The sequence below is a fragment of the Pantoea jilinensis genome, assembly GCF_019104105.1.
Lineage (GTDB): Bacteria > Pseudomonadota > Gammaproteobacteria > Enterobacterales > Enterobacteriaceae > Pantoea > Pantoea eucalypti.
The window spans coordinates 2570749-2588305 of the sequence record NZ_CP077746.1 but is presented as its reverse complement, the minus strand read 5'-3'; the positions used below and the strand labels follow the sequence as shown (position 1 = coordinate 2588305).

16 protein-coding genes are annotated in these 17557 nt (G+C 56.4%); 12 read left to right on the top strand and 4 right to left on the bottom strand.

Translation table 11 applies throughout. The annotated features are described in order from the left end of the window. Nucleotides 1-21: 21 nt before the first annotated feature. The gene (murJ, locus tag KTJ90_RS12190) at nucleotides 22-1560 is read left to right on the top strand and encodes a murein biosynthesis integral membrane protein MurJ (protein WP_003849898.1); all 1539 of its coding nucleotides are present in this window, start codon (nucleotides 22-24) and stop codon (nucleotides 1558-1560) included. Between the two features lie 308 nt (nucleotides 1561-1868). Here the strand turns inward: murJ and flgN are convergent, their stop codons facing one another. The 3 genes from flgN to flgA form a co-directional block, all read right to left on the bottom strand. Further along, nucleotides 1869-2300, bottom strand: coding sequence for a flagellar export chaperone FlgN (gene flgN / locus KTJ90_RS12185; protein WP_003849895.1), 432 nt, complete (start codon nucleotides 2298-2300; stop codon nucleotides 1869-1871). Nucleotides 2301-2305: 5 nt separating this feature from the next. Next, entirely contained in the window at nucleotides 2306-2614 is a 309-nt protein-coding gene (flgM, locus tag KTJ90_RS12180; protein ID WP_003849894.1) for a flagellar biosynthesis anti-sigma factor FlgM, read from the bottom strand. 105 nt (nucleotides 2615-2719) lie between these two features. After that, nucleotides 2720-3379: a flagellar basal body P-ring formation chaperone FlgA gene (flgA, locus tag KTJ90_RS12175; protein WP_008925924.1), complete on the bottom strand. Its 660-nt coding sequence runs from the start codon at nucleotides 3377-3379 to the stop codon at nucleotides 2720-2722. 154 nt (nucleotides 3380-3533) lie between these two features. Between flgA and flgB the strand changes: the two genes are divergently transcribed. The 11 genes from flgB (at nucleotide 3534) to flgL (ending at nucleotide 13505) form a co-directional block, all read left to right on the top strand. After that, a complete protein-coding gene (gene flgB / locus KTJ90_RS12170; protein ID WP_003849889.1) occupies nucleotides 3534-3947 on the top strand; it encodes a flagellar basal body rod protein FlgB in 414 nt (137 codons plus the stop codon). Between the two features lie 2 nt (nucleotides 3948-3949). After that, nucleotides 3950-4354: a flagellar basal body rod protein FlgC gene (gene flgC, locus KTJ90_RS12165; RefSeq protein WP_003849888.1), complete on the top strand. Its 405-nt coding sequence runs from the start codon at nucleotides 3950-3952 to the stop codon at nucleotides 4352-4354. 12 nt (nucleotides 4355-4366) lie between these two features. Further along, the gene (gene flgD, locus KTJ90_RS12160; protein WP_003849885.1) at nucleotides 4367-5041 is read left to right on the top strand and encodes a flagellar hook assembly protein FlgD; all 675 of its coding nucleotides are present in this window, start codon (nucleotides 4367-4369) and stop codon (nucleotides 5039-5041) included. A 26-nt stretch (nucleotides 5042-5067) separates the two neighbouring features. Continuing rightward, on the top strand, nucleotides 5068-6324 hold the full coding sequence (flgE, locus tag KTJ90_RS12155; protein ID WP_499024756.1) for a flagellar hook protein FlgE: 1257 nt from the start codon (nucleotides 5068-5070) through the stop codon (nucleotides 6322-6324). Between the two features lie 20 nt (nucleotides 6325-6344). Next, the gene (locus KTJ90_RS12150) at nucleotides 6345-7100 is read left to right on the top strand and encodes a flagellar basal body rod protein FlgF (protein WP_008925926.1); all 756 of its coding nucleotides are present in this window, start codon (nucleotides 6345-6347) and stop codon (nucleotides 7098-7100) included. A gap of 17 nt (nucleotides 7101-7117) precedes the next feature. Next, nucleotides 7118-7900: a flagellar basal-body rod protein FlgG gene (flgG, locus tag KTJ90_RS12145; RefSeq protein ID WP_003849881.1), complete on the top strand. Its 783-nt coding sequence runs from the start codon at nucleotides 7118-7120 to the stop codon at nucleotides 7898-7900. Between the two features lie 60 nt (nucleotides 7901-7960). Further along, a complete protein-coding gene (locus tag KTJ90_RS12140) occupies nucleotides 7961-8671 on the top strand; it encodes a flagellar basal body L-ring protein FlgH (RefSeq protein WP_008925927.1) in 711 nt (236 codons plus the stop codon). Between the two features lie 9 nt (nucleotides 8672-8680). Further along, entirely contained in the window at nucleotides 8681-9790 is a 1110-nt protein-coding gene (locus tag KTJ90_RS12135) for a flagellar basal body P-ring protein FlgI (RefSeq protein ID WP_003849879.1), read from the top strand. After that, the gene (gene flgJ, locus KTJ90_RS12130; protein ID WP_003849878.1) at nucleotides 9790-10752 is read left to right on the top strand and encodes a flagellar assembly peptidoglycan hydrolase FlgJ; all 963 of its coding nucleotides are present in this window, start codon (nucleotides 9790-9792) and stop codon (nucleotides 10750-10752) included. Before KTJ90_RS12135 ends, flgJ begins: the two co-directional genes overlap by 1 nt. 123 nt (nucleotides 10753-10875) lie before the next feature. Continuing rightward, nucleotides 10876-12525, top strand: coding sequence for a flagellar hook-associated protein FlgK (gene flgK, locus KTJ90_RS12125; RefSeq protein WP_078804276.1), 1650 nt, complete (start codon nucleotides 10876-10878; stop codon nucleotides 12523-12525). A gap of 14 nt (nucleotides 12526-12539) precedes the next feature. Beyond that, nucleotides 12540-13505, top strand: coding sequence for a flagellar hook-associated protein FlgL (flgL, locus tag KTJ90_RS12120; RefSeq protein WP_078804277.1), 966 nt, complete (start codon nucleotides 12540-12542; stop codon nucleotides 13503-13505). A 431-nt stretch (nucleotides 13506-13936) separates the two neighbouring features. Here flgL and rne read toward each other — a convergent pair whose 3' ends face one another. Continuing rightward, complete coding sequence (rne, locus tag KTJ90_RS12115) at nucleotides 13937-17389, bottom strand: ribonuclease E/G (protein ID WP_499024751.1); 3453 nt, start codon at nucleotides 17387-17389, stop codon at nucleotides 13937-13939. Between the last annotated feature and the right edge of the window lie 168 nt (nucleotides 17390-17557).

Sequence of the window (17557 nt, the reverse complement as noted above, 5' to 3'; positions counted from 1 at the left end):
TTTCAGGATGCGCCGTCAATTATGAATTTGTTGAAATCGCTGGCAGCGGTCAGTTCTATGACCCTGTTTTCCCGCGTACTGGGCTTTGCCCGTGATGCCATTGTGGCGCGGGTGTTTGGCGCCGGAATGGCGACCGATGCGTTCTTTGTTGCGTTTAAACTGCCCAATCTGCTGCGGCGTATTTTTGCTGAAGGTGCATTTTCTCAGGCTTTCGTGCCGATTCTGGCTGAATACAAAAGTAAGCAGGGCGAAGAGGCGACCAGACTCTTCCTGGCTTACGTCTCGGGTCTGCTGACGCTGGCGCTGGCGCTGGTCACCGTGGCGGGCATGATCGCTGCGCCCTGGGTCATCATGGTCACGGCGCCCGGCTTTGCTGACAGTCCCGATAAGTTCGCGCTGACCAGCTCGCTGCTGCGGGTAACCTTCCCCTACATTATGCTGATTTCGCTGGCGTCGCTGGCGGGTGCGGTACTCAACACCTGGAACCGTTTCTCGGTGCCAGCCTTTGCGCCGACTCTGCTGAACGTGAGTATGATTGGTTTTGCGCTGTTTGCTGCGCCGCACTTCCATCCACCGGTGATGGCGCTGGCCTGGGCCGTGGTGGCTGGCGGCGTACTGCAACTTGGCTATCAGCTGCCGCACCTGAAGAAGCTGGGGATGCTGGTGCTTCCCCGCCTGAATCTGCGTGATGCGGGTGTCTGGCGGGTTATGCGTCAAATGGGGCCTGCCATTCTGGGCGTTTCTGTCAGCCAGATTTCCCTGATCATCAATACCATTTTCGCCTCGTTCCTGGTCTCAGGTTCAGTCTCCTGGATGTACTATGCTGACCGTCTGATGGAGTTTCCCTCTGGTGTGCTCGGCGTGGCGTTGGGCACTATTCTGCTGCCATCGCTGGCTAAAAGTTTTGCCAGTGGCAACCATGATGAATATTCCCGACTAATGGACTGGGGTCTGCGCCTGTGCTTCCTGCTGGCCCTGCCCAGCGCCGTAGCCCTGGGTATGCTCTCCGGCCCGCTGACCGTGGCACTGTTTCAGTACGGTAAATTTACCGCTTTTGATGCATTGATGACGCAGCGTGCCCTGATTGCTTACTCTGTCGGCCTGATGGGACTGATTGTGGTTAAAGTGCTGGCACCGGGCTTCTATTCCCGTCAGGACATCAAAACGCCGGTTAAAATCGCGATTATTACTCTGATCATGACGCAGGTAATGAACCTGGCGTTTATTGGTCCGCTGAAACATGCCGGTCTGTCACTGTCGATTGGTCTGGCAGCCTGTCTCAATGCGTCGCTGCTTTACTGGCAGTTGCGTAAGAAGAATATCTTTAACCCGCAGCCAGGCTGGAGCAGCTTCCTGATCCGCCTGCTGGTCGCGGTGGTGGTCATGGCTGGTGCACTGTTCGCCATGCTGCAGTGGATGCCCGCATGGGAGCAGGGCCCGATGCTGTGGCGACTGCTGCGTCTGGCGGCGGTCTGTGCAGTTGGCGGCGGGGCCTATTTCCTGGCGCTGGGGCTGCTGGGCTTCCGGTTGCGCGACTATGCTCGGCGCACGACTGTGTAAGGTTTGCAGCCATGAGAAATTCAATGTGCAGGGAACGGGGGCATAGGAGGAAAGCGTCCCACGCCATGGACAAAAACGCCGGGAGCGTTTTTGAACAACGCGAAGCGTTGGCCCGGCAACGGGCGCACCTCAGGGATGAGGTGCGTAATCGCGTGGGCCGAGCGTGTCATGGATGACAGCTTTTGCGTCTTTCCGATCTGACCCGGTTCCCTGTACAGGCACAATCTCAAAGCGAATCGTGATAAAGAAAATAACGCACCAATAAAAAAATCCCGCACCTGGCGGGATTTTTTACGCTACTTTTCGACTCAGGCTTTACGGCTTAACGTCGCCTGGCCTTTACCCATCCCATCCGGGCCATAAAAGGCCTGCGTCTGATGCGGCTTCAGCACTTCAAGTGCATTTTCGGTGTAACGAATCTGATGTTGCAGCAGCAGGCCATTGTGGACATTGGCATCCTGCAGACGACGGGAATGCTGCTGGATCGTATCCCAGCGGCGAGCCATGTCGTTCTGACCACGATAAGGTGCTGATGTCGCCTGACTCTGTTCAGCGGCGCGACGCATCTCATCCAGATAGTTGAGCGTACTGAGCAGCGCGCTTTTATCTTCGGTGATACGCTGCAGCAGGTTGCTGTTAATGCTGCCAGCTGCCAGCTGCTGCTGCTCTTCTTCCAGCACGGCTGACAGCGATGCCAGCACGTCCTGCATCTTATCTAATGTGGTCTGCAAATTACTCATGGGAATTAGTTACCCTCTAAATACGCCTTGGTGTCGGCAATCAGCGCATCGGCGATTTTGCCGGTATCCATCTTCAGTTCGCCATTACGAATGGCGGTTTTCAGTTGTTCAACGCGCTCGACGTTAATATCTTTGCTGCTCGGCTGCATCAATTGCGCCTGCGCGCTGCTCAGGCTGACCTGGGCTGCTGCAGGGGTCGTGGCGGCTGCCACCGGGCTGGCGCTCTGGCGCACTTTGCTGTTACCGGACTCACTGCTATCGCGGCTCTGTACGGTGCTGGCGGGTTTCAGCGGTTGCGTTCTGTCAATGCTCATATTCGGGCTCCTGTACGGTCAGGGGGAAGTCTGCCACCTGAATCATAATAGCGTTATCGCTTTGTTGATTCTTCTATCGGCAGCACTTAGGGCTTCTTTAACACTTTACAGCGTTATAAGAATATTCCCATCCTCCCGGACCTTACCGCTGACAACCTGGCCATTTCCCATCCGGACACGGACCGACTGCGAACGGGCGGCATTGTTCAGCGCCTTGCCCTCACCGCTGGCGTCAAATCCATCACCGCTGGCAATCACCATCACATTCTGACCCGCCTTAACCCGCCACGGCTGACGCAGCGTGGACGGATTAATCGGCTGTCCGGGCTGGATATCGCGCAGCACCACAGCATCGGCGACCGAGTCCGCATTCAGCAGGGCGCGGGCGGGCAGGGTGTCCAGGCGGCCGGTCTGCAGCGTGAAATCACTCTCGCTAACGCTACTGCCCTGACTCAGCAGCCGGTTCGCCACCAGATAAGAGCCGGTGACCTGGACCTGTACCTGGATATAACGGCGATTCTCACCGCAATTTGCCGCCACGCTCATATTGCCCCACAACCGGCTGTTGCCGGGCAGCGTGAACTGTGGCGCCTCACAGGCTGGCCACTGTTCTTTCGGCGTGCGAACCACTACGACCATGCCAGCAGCATGCTGGGCGTCACGCGCTTTAAAAAATTGATTCAGTTGTGCATTGAGATCCCCGGCAGAAGCTGGCAGGGCAATCACGACCAGCAGACTGGTCAGCAGGGTCAGATATCGACGCATTGTGCATTTCCTCACTGATGATGGCGACGAGTGTAACCTTTAAGAAAAATCCTCAATTGTCAAAATAGCGGCCATTTAAGTCGCTATTCAGACGATGACGTCTTGCTTTTTCAAATTAAGCTGCGAGCTCGAAATTCTCATACGCGGAGGAAACATGCTCGACAAACTGGATGCGGCGCTGAAATTTGGTACGGAGGCCCTCAACCTGCGTGCTCAACGTCAGGAGATCCTGGCGTCAAATATTGCCAACGCCGATACCCCTGGATATCAGGCCCGGGATATCGACTTTGCAAGCGAGCTGAGTCGGGTGATGTCCAATGGTCGTGCGGAAGGCAGCAGCATGGCGCTAAAAGTCACGTCAGCCCGGCACATTGAAGCACAGACAAACGGCGCACCATCGATGGATATGCTTTATCGCATTCCCGATCAGCCTTCTGCCGACGGCAACACCGTAGATATGGACCGTGAGCGTACGCAGTTCGCGGATAACAGCCTGAAATATCAAACCGACCTCACCCTCATCAGTAGCCAGATCAAAGGCATGATGAGCGTGTTACAAGGGCAATAATTATGGCCTTGCTGAATATTTTTGACATTGCCGGCTCAGCGATGACCGCGCAATCACAGCGATTAAACGTCAGTGCCAGTAACCTGGCGAACGCCGACAGCGTCACCGGCCCAGATGGTAAGCCTTATGTTGCTAAGCAGGTGGTCTTCCAGACCGATGCGGCACCCGGCTCCGCCACCGGCGGTGTGAAAGTGGCAAAGGTCGTGGATGATCCCACACCCGCGAAGCTGGTGTATGACCCGGGCAATCCCATGGCTGATGCCAAAGGCTACGTGAAGATGCCGAACGTGGATGTGGTTTCTGAAAGCGTCAACACCATGTCGGCGTCACGCAGTTACCAGGCCAACGTTGAAGTGCTCAACACCGTGAAGTCGATGATGATGAAAACCCTGACCCTTGGGCAATAACGGAGAAAATTTATGGCTATCGCGGTAGGCGTTAACGACAAGCTGGACCCCACGGTTCTTAGCTCTTCTAACACCAGTGGCACGGGCAACAATGCACAGGATCTGCAGAACCAGTTCCTGACCATGCTGGTGACGCAGTTAAAGAACCAGGATCCTACGAATCCTATGGATAACAGCCAGCTCACCACGCAGCTGGCACAGATCAATACCCTGAGCGGCATTGAAAAACTGAATACCACGCTGGGATCGATCTCCGGCCAGATCAACACCAGCCAGTCACTGCAGAGCTCCACGCTGATTGGGCATGGCGTAATGGTCAATGGCGGACAGATTCTGGTCGGCAAAGGCACCACGACGCCATTTGGCGTTGAACTGGCCTCTGCCTCAACCGGCGCAACCGCCACCATTACAGATGCCAATGGCTCGGTAATCAACACCGTCGATCTGGGCGCGCTGAGCGCGGGCGTGCACACCTTCTCGTGGGACGGCAAGCTCACCGATGGCTCCGTTGCGCCAGATGGTAAATACAGCGTTGCGATTGCCGCAAGCAATGGCAACACACAACTGGTGGCACAACCGCTTAACTACGCCTACGTCAATGGGGTGAGTACAGCGAACAACACCACAAAACTGGATCTCGGCACCATGGGCTCCGCCACCCTTGACGACGTACGTCAGATTCTCTGATTAACCTGTAGACAGGAAACAAACACATGTCATTTTCCCAAGCGGTCAGCGGCCTTGGTGCTGCTTCAAGTAACCTTGATGTCATCGGTAACAACATTGCTAACTCCGCCACTGCGGGCTTTAAATCGAGCACCATCGCGTTTGCCGATATGTTTGCCGGTTCTAACGTCGGCCTCGGCACCAAAGTCGCTGCGGTAATCCAGAACTTTAACGATGGCGCGACCACCACCACCAGCCGTGGCCTGGACGTTGCGCTGAGCGGTAACGGTTTCTTCCGTATGACCGACAGCAGCGGCGGCGTCTTCTATTCACGCAATGGCCAGTTAACGCTGGATGCCAACCGTAACCTGGTCAACACCCAGGGTCTGAACGTGACCGGCTATCCGGCCAGCGGTTCACCGGCTACCATCCAGGCAGGTGCTAACCCGGTTGCACTGCGTATTCCTACTGAGCAGATGCCCGCCCGCGCGACTACCACCGCCGGTCTGGTTGCCAACCTGAACTCAACGGATACCACGCCATCCGTGCCTACCTTCTCGACGGCGAACGCAGACAGCTACAACAAGAAAACCACGGCAACCGTGTTCGACTCGCAGGGTAATGACCACGCGCTCGACATGTATTTCGCGAAAGACACCGCCAGCAACAGCTGGACCGTGCGCACCATTGATGGCAATACCGGCCTTTCAGCGGGCGATTTCAGAATGGCGTTTGACACCAGCGGTAAGCTGACCAGCGTCTCTAAACTGAATGCAAACGGTACGGTAGCGAGCACCACCACCGATGGCACTGTTGGCCTGACGCTGAACGTGGGCGGTGCCAATGGCGCGGTCGCCAATCAGCCCATCACTATGAGCATGCTGGGCAGCCTGCAGCAGAACACCGGCGCCACCAACTTTGGCAGCCCGACCCAGGATGGTTATGCCCCTGGCGATCTGACCAGCTACGCGATCAATAATGACGGCACCATCACTGGCAGCTACTCAAACCAGAAAACCCAGCTGCTGGGTCAGATCGTCCTGTCAAGCTTCTCGAACCCGGAAGGTCTGCAGTCGAAAGGCGATAACGTCTGGCAGGCGTCAAGCGCATCCGGTCAGGCAGCCATTGGTCTGGCTAACACCGGCACCTTTGGTTCACTGACCGCCGGCGCACTGGAATCTTCCAACGTCGACATGAGTAAAGAGCTGGTGAACATGATCGTGGCGCAGCGTAACTATCAGGCGAATGCGCAGACCATCAAAACTCAGGACCAGATTCTCAACACGCTGGTTAACTTACGTTAATTCGCTAACAGGATTGCCATATGGATCACGCGATATATACCGCGATGGGCGCGGCCAGCCAGACGCTGGATCAGCAGGCGGTGACCGCCAGCAACCTCGCCAACGCCTCTACACCGGGTTTTCGTGCGCAGCTGAATGCGCTGCGCGCAGTGCCGGTGAGTGGCTGGTCGCTGCCGACCCGTACGCTGGTCGCCGCCTCTACACCCGGCGCCGACATGAGTCAGGGCGCGATGGATTACACCGAGCGTCCGCTTGATGTGGCGGTGCAGCAGGATGGTTGGCTGGCGGTACGCACCGCTGACGGCAGCGAAGCCTACACGCGTAACGGCAATATGCAAATCAGTCCGACCGGTACGCTGACGGTTCAGGGCAATCCTGTGATGGGCGATGGCGGTCCGATTGTGATCCCGCAGGGCACTGAAATCACCATTGCTGCTGACGGTTCGATCACCGGGCTGAATGCCGGTGATTCCCCGAACGCCACGGTCCAGCTGGGCAAGCTGAAGCTGGTCAGGGCAACCGGGCAGGAGCTGCAGCGCAGTGATGACGGCATGTTCCGTCCTACTGCGTCGACGCAGGCGACCCGCGGAGCCGCGTTACAGGCGGATCCCACCATGCAGGTTATGCCTGGCGTACTGGAAGGCAGCAACGTCAAACCGGTAGAAACCATGGTCGATATGATCGCCAACGCCCGACGTTTTGAGATGCAGATGAAAGTCATCACCAACGTCGACGAAAATGAACAAAAAGCCAACCAGCTCCTGAGCATGGGCTGAGGCACGAGGATAACAACATGATTCGTTCTTTATGGATCGCTAAGACCGGTCTTGATGCGCAGCAGATGAACATGGACGTCATTGCCAACAACCTGGCAAACGTCAGCACCAACGGCTTTAAGCGTTCACGTGCCGTGTTCGAAGACCTGATGTACCAGACCATGCGCCAGCCGGGCACCCAGTCATCAGAACAGACGACGCTGCCATCGGGTTTGCAGATTGGTACCGGTGTCCGTCCGGTGACGACGGAGCGTCTGCATACTCAGGGCAACCTGTCGCAGACCAGCAACTCGAAAGATATCGCCATTAATGGCCAGGGTTATTTCCAGATTCAGATGCCGGATGGCACCTCGGCTTATACCCGTGACGGCGCGTTTCAGGTTGATCAGAACGGCCAGCTGGTGACCAACTCCGGCTTCCCGGTGCAGCCAGGTATTACCATTCCCGCTAACGCCACCAGCATTACGGTGTCGCGTGACGGTGTGGTCAGCGTGACGCAGCAGGGTCAGGCTCAGGCCGCGCAGGTTGGTCAGTTAACCCTGAGCACCTTTATGAATGATGCCGGTCTCGATAGCGTGGGTGAAAACCTCTACAAAGAAACACAGGCATCGGGCGCACCGACAGACAGCACCCCAGGCCAGAACGGCGCGGGTCTGCTCTATCAGGGCTACACCGAAACCTCAAACGTTAACGTAGCGGAAGAGCTGGTCACCATGATCCAGACGCAGCGTGCCTACGAAATCAACAGCAAGGCGATCAGCACTTCCGATCAGATGCTGGCGAAATTAACGCAGCTTTAATCCCGAACAGGGCCAGCCCGTGCTGGCCTGAATGACAGACATTAATAAGGTCGTGACACCGTGGCGAAGCAACAGATTCTCAAGCCTGGACATTGGTTAGTCGCCTCGTTGCTGCTAACTCTTAACGGATGTGCTCTGGTCCCGCGTACCCCGCTGGTCGAAGGTGCAACCACAGCGCAACCCATGCCGTCCGCGCCACCGGTGGTCAACGGCTCCATATTCCAGGGCGTCGCGCCGCTTAACTACGGCTATCAGCCGCTGTTTGAAGATCGTCGTCCGCGCAACATCGGCGATACCCTGACCATTACGCTGCAGGAAAACGTCAGCGCCAGCAAAAGCTCCTCGGCCAGTGCCAGCCGCGATGGCAGCAACAGCCTGGGTATAACCGGGGTGCCGACTGGTCTGGCCGGTCTGGTCGGTGCAGGTGGCGAAAAAGCCAATCTCAGCGCCGAAGGCAAAAACGATTTCGCAGGTAAAGGCGGCGCATCTGCCAATAATACCTTTACCGGCACCATTACCGTCACCGTGGACCAGGTATTGTCAAACGGCAACCTGCACGTGGTGGGCGAAAAACAGATCGCCATTAATCAGGGCACGGAGTTCATTCGCTTCTCGGGCGTGGTCAATCCGCGCACCATCAGCGCCAGTAACGCCGTGTTATCTACCGCTGTCGCCGATGCACGTATTGAGTACGTCGGAAATGGTTATATCAATGAGGCGCAGACCATGGGCTGGTTCCAGCGTTTCTTCCTGAACATCTCGCCGATGTAAGAGGTTTCAATGAAAAAGTTAACGCTGTTACGCGCCGGGCTGGCGCTGCTGCTGGGCGTCAGTCTGCTGGCCAAAGCCGATTTGATTCGTGATTTAACCACCGTACAGGGCGTGCGTGACAACCAGCTGCTGGGCTACGGCCTGGTGGTGGGTCTGGATGGCACGGGTGACCAGACCACCCAGACGCCATTTACTACGCAGACAGTGAGCAACATGCTGTCACAGCTGGGTATTACCGTGCCTGCCGGCACCAACATGCAGCTGAAAAACGTGGCGGCCGTCATGGTCACCGCCAAACTGCCTTCGTTTGCCCGTCAGGGACAGACGCTGGATGTGGTGGTCTCATCGCTGGGTAACGCCAAAAGCCTGCGTGGTGGCACGCTGTTAATGACGCCGATGAAAGGGGTTGATAACCAGGTTTACGCGCTGGCGCAGGGTAATATTCTGGTCGGCGGTGCCGGTGCATCAGCAGGCGGCAGCAGTGTTCAGGTTAACCAGCTGAACGGTGGACGTATCACCGGCGGGGCAACCGTAGAGCGTGAACTGCAGAGCAACTTTGGTACGCAGAACACCATCAACCTGCAGCTTAACAGCGAAGATTTCTCAATGGCACAGCGTATTGCTGATGCAATCAACGCCCGTGGCGGTTACGGCGCGGCACAGCCGCTGGATGCCCGTACTGTGCAGATCCGCGTGTCACCTAATAATGGTGCGCAGGTGCGCCTGCTGGCTGAGATCCAGAACATTAATGTGTCGATTCCGGTAGAAGATGCCAAAGTGATCATCAACTCCCGTACCGGCTCAGTCGTTATGAACCGTGAAGTGACGCTGAATCAGTGTGCGGTAGCCCAGGGCAACCTGTCGGTGACGGTTAACCAGCAGCAGAACGTGAGTCAGCCTGATACACCGTTGGCCGGTGGTCAGACGGTCGCGACGACGCAGACGCAGATCGATCTGCGCCAGACCGGCGGTGCGCTGCAACGTGTTAACGCCAGCGCCAACCTGAATAACGTGGTGCGTGCACTGAATGCGCTGGGTGCGTCACCAATCGAACTGATGTCGATTCTGCAGTCGATGCAGAGTGCCGGCTGTCTGCGTGCCAAACTGGAAATTATCTGATGGCTGACATGCAATCTCTGACAAGTTCGGCTTTTGACAGCCGCTCCCTGAATGAACTGAAACGCCAGGCCAGCAACGATCCGAAAGCACATGCGTTGCAGGTCGCGCGTCAGGTCGAAGGGATGTTTGTACAAATGATGCTGAAGAGTATGCGCGAGGCGTTGCCGCAGGACGGGATTATGGGCAACGAACAGACCAAACTTTTCACCTCAATGTATGATCAGCAGATTGCACAGGAGATGGGTAAGCGCGGCCTTGGCCTGGCGGAAACCATCGTCAAACAGATGCAGCCTGCCACCGCGCCGGATGAAAAAGCCGGTACGGTGCCGATGAAGCTGGATAACAGCTTTATTCTCAGCACCAGCGGGGCAAAACCCATGGCAGCGGAGCAGCTGGAGCAGATTGTGCGTAAGGCGATGCCGCGTCTGCCGCCGGTTGCGTCACCCACAGGCCTGCCCAGCGACAGCCGCGAGTTCATCGCTCAGCTGACGCAACCGGCGCAGGCTGCCAGTCAGCAGAGTGGCATTCCGCATCACCTGATTCTGGCGCAGGCTGCGCTGGAGTCGGGCTGGGGCCAGCGTCAGATCCTGACCCGCGACGGCAAACCGAGCTACAACGTGTTCGGGATTAAAGCCAGCGGCGACTGGAAAGGTGACACCACCGATATCATGACTACCGAATATGAGCAGGGTGAAGCGAAGAAAGTCCGTGCCAGCTTCCGTGTTTATAACTCCTACTTCGAGGCGCTGACAGACTACGTCAAACTTCTCACCAAAAACCCACGCTATGCGGCGGTGACCAATGCCACATCTGCAGAGCAGGGCGCGCAGGCATTACAGGCGGCAGGATATGCCACCGATCCGAAATATGCGCAAAAGCTGGTGGGAATGATTCAGCAATTCAAAAGTATGGGCGACAAAGTCGTCAAAGCGTACAGCCAGGATATGGGTGACCTGTTCTGATCATTGCGCCTCAAGTTTCACTTAAGCAAGCCGATAACATCCCTATAGCCAGATGCGTTTTCGCCTGCTGGCGCCCACTTTGATGTCTGCCAGCCCGGTTAACGGGGAACGTAAGGAACCGAGATGTCCAGCATAATTAACTCCGCGATGAGCGGACTGAGTGCCGCGCAGGCCGCTCTGAGCACCACCAGTAACAATATTTCCAATTACACCGTGGCGGGCTATTCACGTCAGACCACGGTCCTGGCGCAGGCAAACAGTACCCTGCAGGGCAACAGCTATTATGGTAACGGCGTGAATATCACCGGTGTACAACGTGAATATGATGCATTTATTGCCACGCAGTTACGCGGTTCCAGCGCGAACTACAGCGCGGTAAGCACCCAGCACAGCCAGATTTCAAACATTGACGATCTGCTGTCGACTTCGACGACCAGCCTGTCAACCTCGCTGCAGGGCTTCTTTACTAACCTGCAGAACGTGGTCAGCAATGCCAACGATCCGTCAGCACGTCAGTCAATGCTCAGCAATGCACAGGGTCTGGTCAGCCAGTTCCAGACCTCGGCGCAATACCTGAACAATATGCAGAACAGCGTCAATGCAGACGTCGGTTCCAGCATCAAGCAGGTCAACACCATTACCAGCCAGATCGCCGATCTGAACAAGCAGATTGGCAAACTGAGTACCGCTAACGGTGCCGCTCCTAACGATCTGCTTGATAAGCGTGATCAGCTGGTGAATACCCTGAATAACGTAGTTGGCGTCACAGTGTCGCAGCAGGATGGCGGCTACACGGTCTCCATGGCGAATGGCCTGACGCTGGTAAACGGCGACAAATCTCACGATCTGGTGGCGATGCCTTCCAGCAGCGATCCGACACGCACTACTATCGGCTATGTCGATAAACAGGCGGGCAACGTCGAGATTCCGGAAAAGCTGATCACCACCGGCTCGCTGGGCGGTCTGCTGGCATTCCGTAGTCAGGATTTGGATCTGGCGCAGAACCAGCTGGGTCAGTTAGCAGCTGCGTTTACGACCAGCTTTAACGATGTTCACAAGCAGGGCTTCGACAGTAACGGCGATCAGGGCGTTGATTTCTTTAATATCGGCAGCCCGCTGGTGGTAAGCAACAGTAAAAACAGCACCGCCGCCTCCGTTACCGCTGAGTGGACCGATACCAGCGCGCTGAAAGCGACCAACTATAACGTCAGCTTTGACGGTACTAACTGGAGCGCCACCCGTGCCTCTGACAGCACCGCTGTGACCATTGCACAGGTTAAAGACGCCAGCGGCAACACCACGCTGAGCTTTGATGGTTTGAAGCTGACCGTTCCCGGCACGCCTGCACCGGCTGCTAAAGACAGTTTTCTGGTGAAGCCGGTCCAGAACGTGATCAACGACATGTCCGTCGCGATCACCAATGAATCTGAGGTCGCTGCTGCCGGTGCCGTTGGCGGTGAGAGTGATAACCGCAATGCGCAAAAACTGCTGAGTCTGCAGGATGCGAAGCTGGTCGGTGGCAACGCCACGCTGTCGCAGGCTTACGCGGCTATCGTCAGTAGCGTGGGTAACAAAACCAGTTCACTGCAGACCACCAGCGATACACAGAAAAGCGTGGTCAGTCAGCTGACCCAACGTCAGCAATCGGTCTCAGGCGTAAACCTTGATGAGGAGTACGCCAACCTGACTAAATATCAGCAATATTACATGGCTAATGCGCAGGTGCTGCAGACCGCCAGCACCGTGTTTAATGCATTGATCAATATTCGCTAAGGGCAGGAGATAACATGCGAATCAGTACAAATATGATTTTTGAGCAGCAGGTGCGTGGCATCACTGACTCACAGGCCTCCTGGCTGAAATCAGGCGAGGAGCTCTCCAGCGGCCGCCGTGTGAATAATCCTTCGGACGATCCCATTGCGGCGTCACGTGCTGTGGTGTTGTCACAAACCCAGCAGCAGGGCAAGCAATATGCGCTGGCGCGCACCTTTGCCGATCAGGGCCTGTCTCTGGAAGAGAATACGCTGAAAGGTGTCACCGATGGGATCATTGCGGCGCAGGGGCTGATCGTTAACGGTTCAACCGGTACCCTGAGCGACAGTGACCGCGGATCGATTGCCACTCAGCTGGAGGGCATTCGCGCTCAGTTACTGAACCAGGCAAACAGCCAGGATGCCAATGGCCGCTATATTTTTGCCGGTTATAAAACCGACAGCGCGCCGTTTGTTGACACGGCAGGCACCGGCGTCAGCTACACAGGCGGTACCGAGGCAATCACCCAGAAGGTCGACACCAGCCGAACCATGACCGTAGGGCATACCGGTGACAGTATCTTTATGTCGATTTCCGGTAACGCTAAAAAAGAGCCGGATGGCAGCGCCAGCGAAACCAATGTGTTTACGATGCTGGACAGTGCCATTGCTGCATTGAAAGTGCCGCAGGATGATGCAGACGCTGCAACCAAACAGACCTTCCAGGATGCGATGGATAAAACCAACCGTGGCCTGGGTAACTCGCTGAATAATGTTTTAACGGTACGTTCTGAGATTGGTACTCAGCTTTCAGAGCTCGATACACTGAATGCACAGGGCGATGACCGCAGTGTGATCTATAACTCGCAGATGAGTGACCTGGTTAACGTAGATTTAACCGAGGCGGCGTCCAGCTATACCATGAAGCAGACAGCCCTTCAGGCGTCGTACAAGACCTTTACTGATATGTCCAAGATGTCACTGTTCCAGATGAATTCGTAGTCTGACCTGAAATTTTAGGCGTACTTTAACCGGATGCGCTTACTTTTCCCCACTCTCCCGTTAAAGGAGGGTGGGATTTTTTTTGCCTGCGATTCGGTTGATGGCGGGCGGGAACATTAGCTTTTAAACCAGGTTCTGTGACAGCGGAAAATAATTCGCATGGTTATCCTGCTTTCACGTATTCACCGCACGGACTCCGGAATCACCCACCACAGCCCAATAGCCCAATAGCCCAACAGCCCAACAGCCCAACAGCCCAACAGCCCAACAGCCCAACAGCCTACCTGCCGAAATGCCGGAGTAAACCTTCGTTGTTGCCTGAAGAGACCCCTGCAGAGACTGTTTATCCGTAATCCGGCTGGCGGGCAGAATTGCAGCCATAAAAAAACCCCGGCTTTAAGGCCGGGGTTCGGTTCACAACAGCTTATGCGTTACGGCTTGGTTGCCGGTGCAGTGGCCTGATGGGTGGCGCTATGCGCTCCTGCAGAACCGCGACCGTCGAACTCATACGGTGCACGCACCCAATCACTGTGCGGAGCCGGTTCTGACTGCCAGACTGGCGCAGGCGCTTTGGTCATTGGCGCAGAAGCAAAATGCTTCCAGCGTGTACCGTCGTTCGGTACAGCTGCAGCTGCTGGCACAGATGCGTCGGCAGGCAATGACACTGCAGGTTCGGTCGCCTTCACAGGTTCCGCCGGCGCGATATCACGTGCAGCAACCGGAGCATGAGGTTCACGAACCGGTGCTGTTTCAGCCTCTGCTGCGACTGGCGCATTCAGCACTTCTTCAACCTCGGCTGCGATCTCTTCACTGACATCAGTGGCTGACTGCTCAGCAACGTCCGCAGGCTGTTCAACCTCTGATGATTGTGCAACCTCTGCAGGCTGTACCGTCTCAACAGCAGGTGTCATAACCGGCGCTTCAGTGACGGGTTCAGCAGGCACGGCTTCAGCCGCGACAGCGTCTGCTTTCACTTCATCGGCAGCCGGAACCACAGAAGGCTGTTCGTCAACCGGGGCGTCAATAGCACGGGTATCATCAGTGTTGACGACCGGCACTGGCGTTTCTGCCTGCGGCTCAGCATGCTGCACTGGCGCGTCCTGCACACCCGATTCCACAGCGGCAGCCACGGGCAGTGCATGGGTAGCCACTGCTGTTTCTTCCGCGCTGTACGCGGGTGTCTGGTGTGTCACATTCTGCACCTGCTCTTCGCTGGCCTGGCTCACCGGATAGCGAATCCAGACTTTACCAGAGGCCATCTCGGGAGACGCTGCTGCTGCGGCCAGAGGCATGGCTGACTGCGTCGGGTAACGCTCATCACGGTAACGACGACGACGCTGTCCGCTCACACGCAGATGGCGTGGCGAACGACGTGAGCGACGTGGCATATTGGCGTTATCACGGTTGTCGTTGTCATCCTGTTCGTCACTCTGCTGCGCCTGGAACTCAGGCTGCGGCTGTGCAACTTCAGCTGGCTGAGGCTGACGCACTTCGGCAGGCTGGACAAAGTCGCTGGCTTCGGCTGGCATAGGTTGACGGTTATCATCAACACGCACCTTCTGGTTCAGCTGACGCGGCTTACGACGCGGCATAACCTGTACGCGCTCATCATCCTGCACCTCGGTCGCGTCCGGGGCTTCTGCGACCACTGCTGGCTGCTCAGCTACTTTGGCGGCTTCTTCACCGGCGCGTTTCTCTTCCTGACGACGACGCTGACGTTCAGCGCGCTGTTCACGGCGCTGTTGCTGCTGCTCATCACGCTGCTGACGCGCTTCTTCGCTCAGTGCCGGACGCTCTTCGCGCACTTCACCTGACTGAGACTCACGCTTGTTGCGACGGTTGTTATTATTGCCCTCGCGCGGCTCACGATTTTCACGTGGCTCGCGGCTTTCGCGCGGTTCACGGCTCTCACGCGGTTCACGACTTTCGCGAGGCTCACGGCCCTCACGCGACTGAGCGTTATCCCCGTTACGCGGCGTACGCTCACGACGATTGTTATTGCGACGGTTGTTATTGTTGCTGCGTCGTTCGCCACGACCGTTGTTGTTTTCCTGCTCACCTTCAGGCGCTTTTTGCGGTTCAGCAACCTCAGCGGTCACAGGTTTAGCAGCAGGGGCTTCCTCGCTGGCAAACATTTTTTTCAGGCCGCCAAGCAGACGCCCGAAGAAACCGGTGCTGGCCGTCGCAGGTGCAGCCACCGCAGGTTTAGCTTTTGCCGCTGGCTGAACTTCAGCACGCTGCGCTTCCGGCTCAACTTCTACCGGAGCCGGCGGTGCATCAGGCATCACAAACGCGGCCAGAGCAGGCTGCTCAGGACGACGACGCTCTGCATGCTCTTCTTCCGACGGCATCGCCATTTCGGCTTCGTGCAGCTTCGGCAGATGATAGCTCAGGGTCTGGGTCTCTTCGCCTTTACGTACGCGCAGCACGGAGTAGTGCGGGGTCTGCATCTTGTCATCAGGAACGATGATTGCCCGCACGCCGCCCTGGCGTTTTTCAATCGCGTTGACCGCTTCACGTTTTTCGTTCAGCAGGTAGGAGGCAACCTGAACCGGAACAATAGCGTGAACTTCTTTGGTGTTGTCTTTCAGTGCTTCTTCTTCAATCAGACGCAGAATCGACAAAGCAAGTGACTCGTTATCACGGATGGTGCCGGTGCCGCTACAGCGTGGGCAAACGTGATGACTGGATTCACCTAATGATGGGCTCAGGCGCTGACGGGACATCTCCAGCAGGCCGAAACGCGAAATGTGGCTGATCTGAATGCGGGCGCGGTCCTGACGAACAGCTTCGCGAAGACGGTTTTCAACTGCGCGCTGATGGCGTACCGGCGTCATATCGATATAGTCGATAACGATCAGGCCGCCCAGGTCACGCAGGCGCAGCTGACGGGCGATCTCGTCGGCCGCTTCAAGGTTAGTGTTGAACGCCGTCTCTTCGATGTCACCGCCGCGCGTTGCGCGTGCTGAGTTGATATCGATCGCGGTCAGCGCTTCAGTGCTGTCGATGACAATCGAGCCACCGGAAGGCAGGCGGACTTCACGCTGGAAAGCGGATTCGATTTGCGACTCAATCTGATAATGGCTGAACAGCGGGATTTCACCGGTGTAGAGCTTAATTTTGCTGCTGAAGTCCGGACGGCCCAGCGCAGCAATATGCTGACGCGCCAGTTCCAGAACCTTTGGATTATCGATAAGAATTTCACCGATGTCCTGACGCAGATAGTCGCGGAAAGCGCGGACAATCACGTTACTCTCCTGATGGATCAGGAACGGAGCAGGACGGTTTTCAGCGGCTTTCTTGATCGCTTCCCAATGCTTAAGACGGAAGCTTAAATCCCACTGCAGCGATTCGGCCGATTTGCCGACGCCGGCGGTGCGGACAATCAGTCCCATGCCTTCCGGCAGGTCAAGCGCCGACAGCGCTTCTTTTAATTCGGTACGGTCGTCACCTTCGATGCGGCGAGAGATACCGCCTGCACGTGGGTTATTCGGCATCAGGACCAGGTAGCTGCCCGCCAGAGAGATAAAGGTGGTCAGCGCAGCGCCTTTGTTGCCGCGTTCTTCTTTATCAATCTGAACAATAACTTCCTGCCCTTCACGCAGTACGTCTTTAATATTCGGACGACCATGCGCGTTATAGCTGGAGGGGAAGTATTCGCGGGAGATTTCTTTTAACGGGAGGAAACCGTGACGCTCTGCGCCGTAATCGACAAACGCAGCTTCAAGGCTGGGTTCAATGCGCGTGATTTTACCTTTGTAGATGTTGGCTTTTTTCTGTTCGTGTCCAGGACTTTCAATATCCAGATCGTACAGACGCTGACCGTCAACCAGGGCAACGCGCAACTCCTCCTGCTGAGTTGCGTTTATTAACATTCTTTTCATCGTGACTTACTCGTTATTCTTTCATGAGTGATTACAGCTGCGGGCATAATTACCCTGGACGAGTATCAACCGATGGCCCCGTGACTTAGTGCAATGTCGTCAACCTCACGGCTGTCGACCGCGCGAGGGGCGCAAATAACGTCGGTGGCCTGTTTTTCATAAGGGAAA

Excerpts from the sequence above, each read along its gene's own strand:
- murJ (WP_003849898.1), top strand. The coding sequence starts at position 22 with ATGAATTTGTTGAAATCGCTGGCAGCGGTCAGTTCTATGACCCTGTTT.
- flgN (WP_003849895.1), bottom strand. The coding sequence starts at position 2,300 with ATGAGTAATTTGCAGACCACATTAGATAAGATGCAGGACGTGCTGGCA.
- flgM (WP_003849894.1), bottom strand. The coding sequence starts at position 2,614 with ATGAGCATTGACAGAACGCAACCGCTGAAACCCGCCAGCACCGTACAG.
- flgA (WP_008925924.1), bottom strand. The coding sequence starts at position 3,379 with ATGCGTCGATATCTGACCCTGCTGACCAGTCTGCTGGTCGTGATTGCC.
- flgB (WP_003849889.1), top strand. The coding sequence starts at position 3,534 with ATGCTCGACAAACTGGATGCGGCGCTGAAATTTGGTACGGAGGCCCTC.
- flgC (WP_003849888.1), top strand. The coding sequence starts at position 3,950 with ATGGCCTTGCTGAATATTTTTGACATTGCCGGCTCAGCGATGACCGCG.
- flgD (WP_003849885.1), top strand. The coding sequence starts at position 4,367 with ATGGCTATCGCGGTAGGCGTTAACGACAAGCTGGACCCCACGGTTCTT.
- flgE (WP_499024756.1), top strand. The coding sequence starts at position 5,068 with ATGTCATTTTCCCAAGCGGTCAGCGGCCTTGGTGCTGCTTCAAGTAAC.
- KTJ90_RS12150 (WP_008925926.1), top strand. The coding sequence starts at position 6,345 with ATGGATCACGCGATATATACCGCGATGGGCGCGGCCAGCCAGACGCTG.
- flgG (WP_003849881.1), top strand. The coding sequence starts at position 7,118 with ATGATTCGTTCTTTATGGATCGCTAAGACCGGTCTTGATGCGCAGCAG.
- KTJ90_RS12135 (WP_003849879.1), top strand. The coding sequence starts at position 8,681 with ATGAAAAAGTTAACGCTGTTACGCGCCGGGCTGGCGCTGCTGCTGGGC.
- flgJ (WP_003849878.1), top strand. The coding sequence starts at position 9,790 with ATGGCTGACATGCAATCTCTGACAAGTTCGGCTTTTGACAGCCGCTCC.
- flgK (WP_078804276.1), top strand. The coding sequence starts at position 10,876 with ATGTCCAGCATAATTAACTCCGCGATGAGCGGACTGAGTGCCGCGCAG.
- flgL (WP_078804277.1), top strand. The coding sequence starts at position 12,540 with ATGCGAATCAGTACAAATATGATTTTTGAGCAGCAGGTGCGTGGCATC.
- rne (WP_499024751.1), bottom strand. The coding sequence starts at position 17,389 with ATGAAAAGAATGTTAATAAACGCAACTCAGCAGGAGGAGTTGCGCGTT.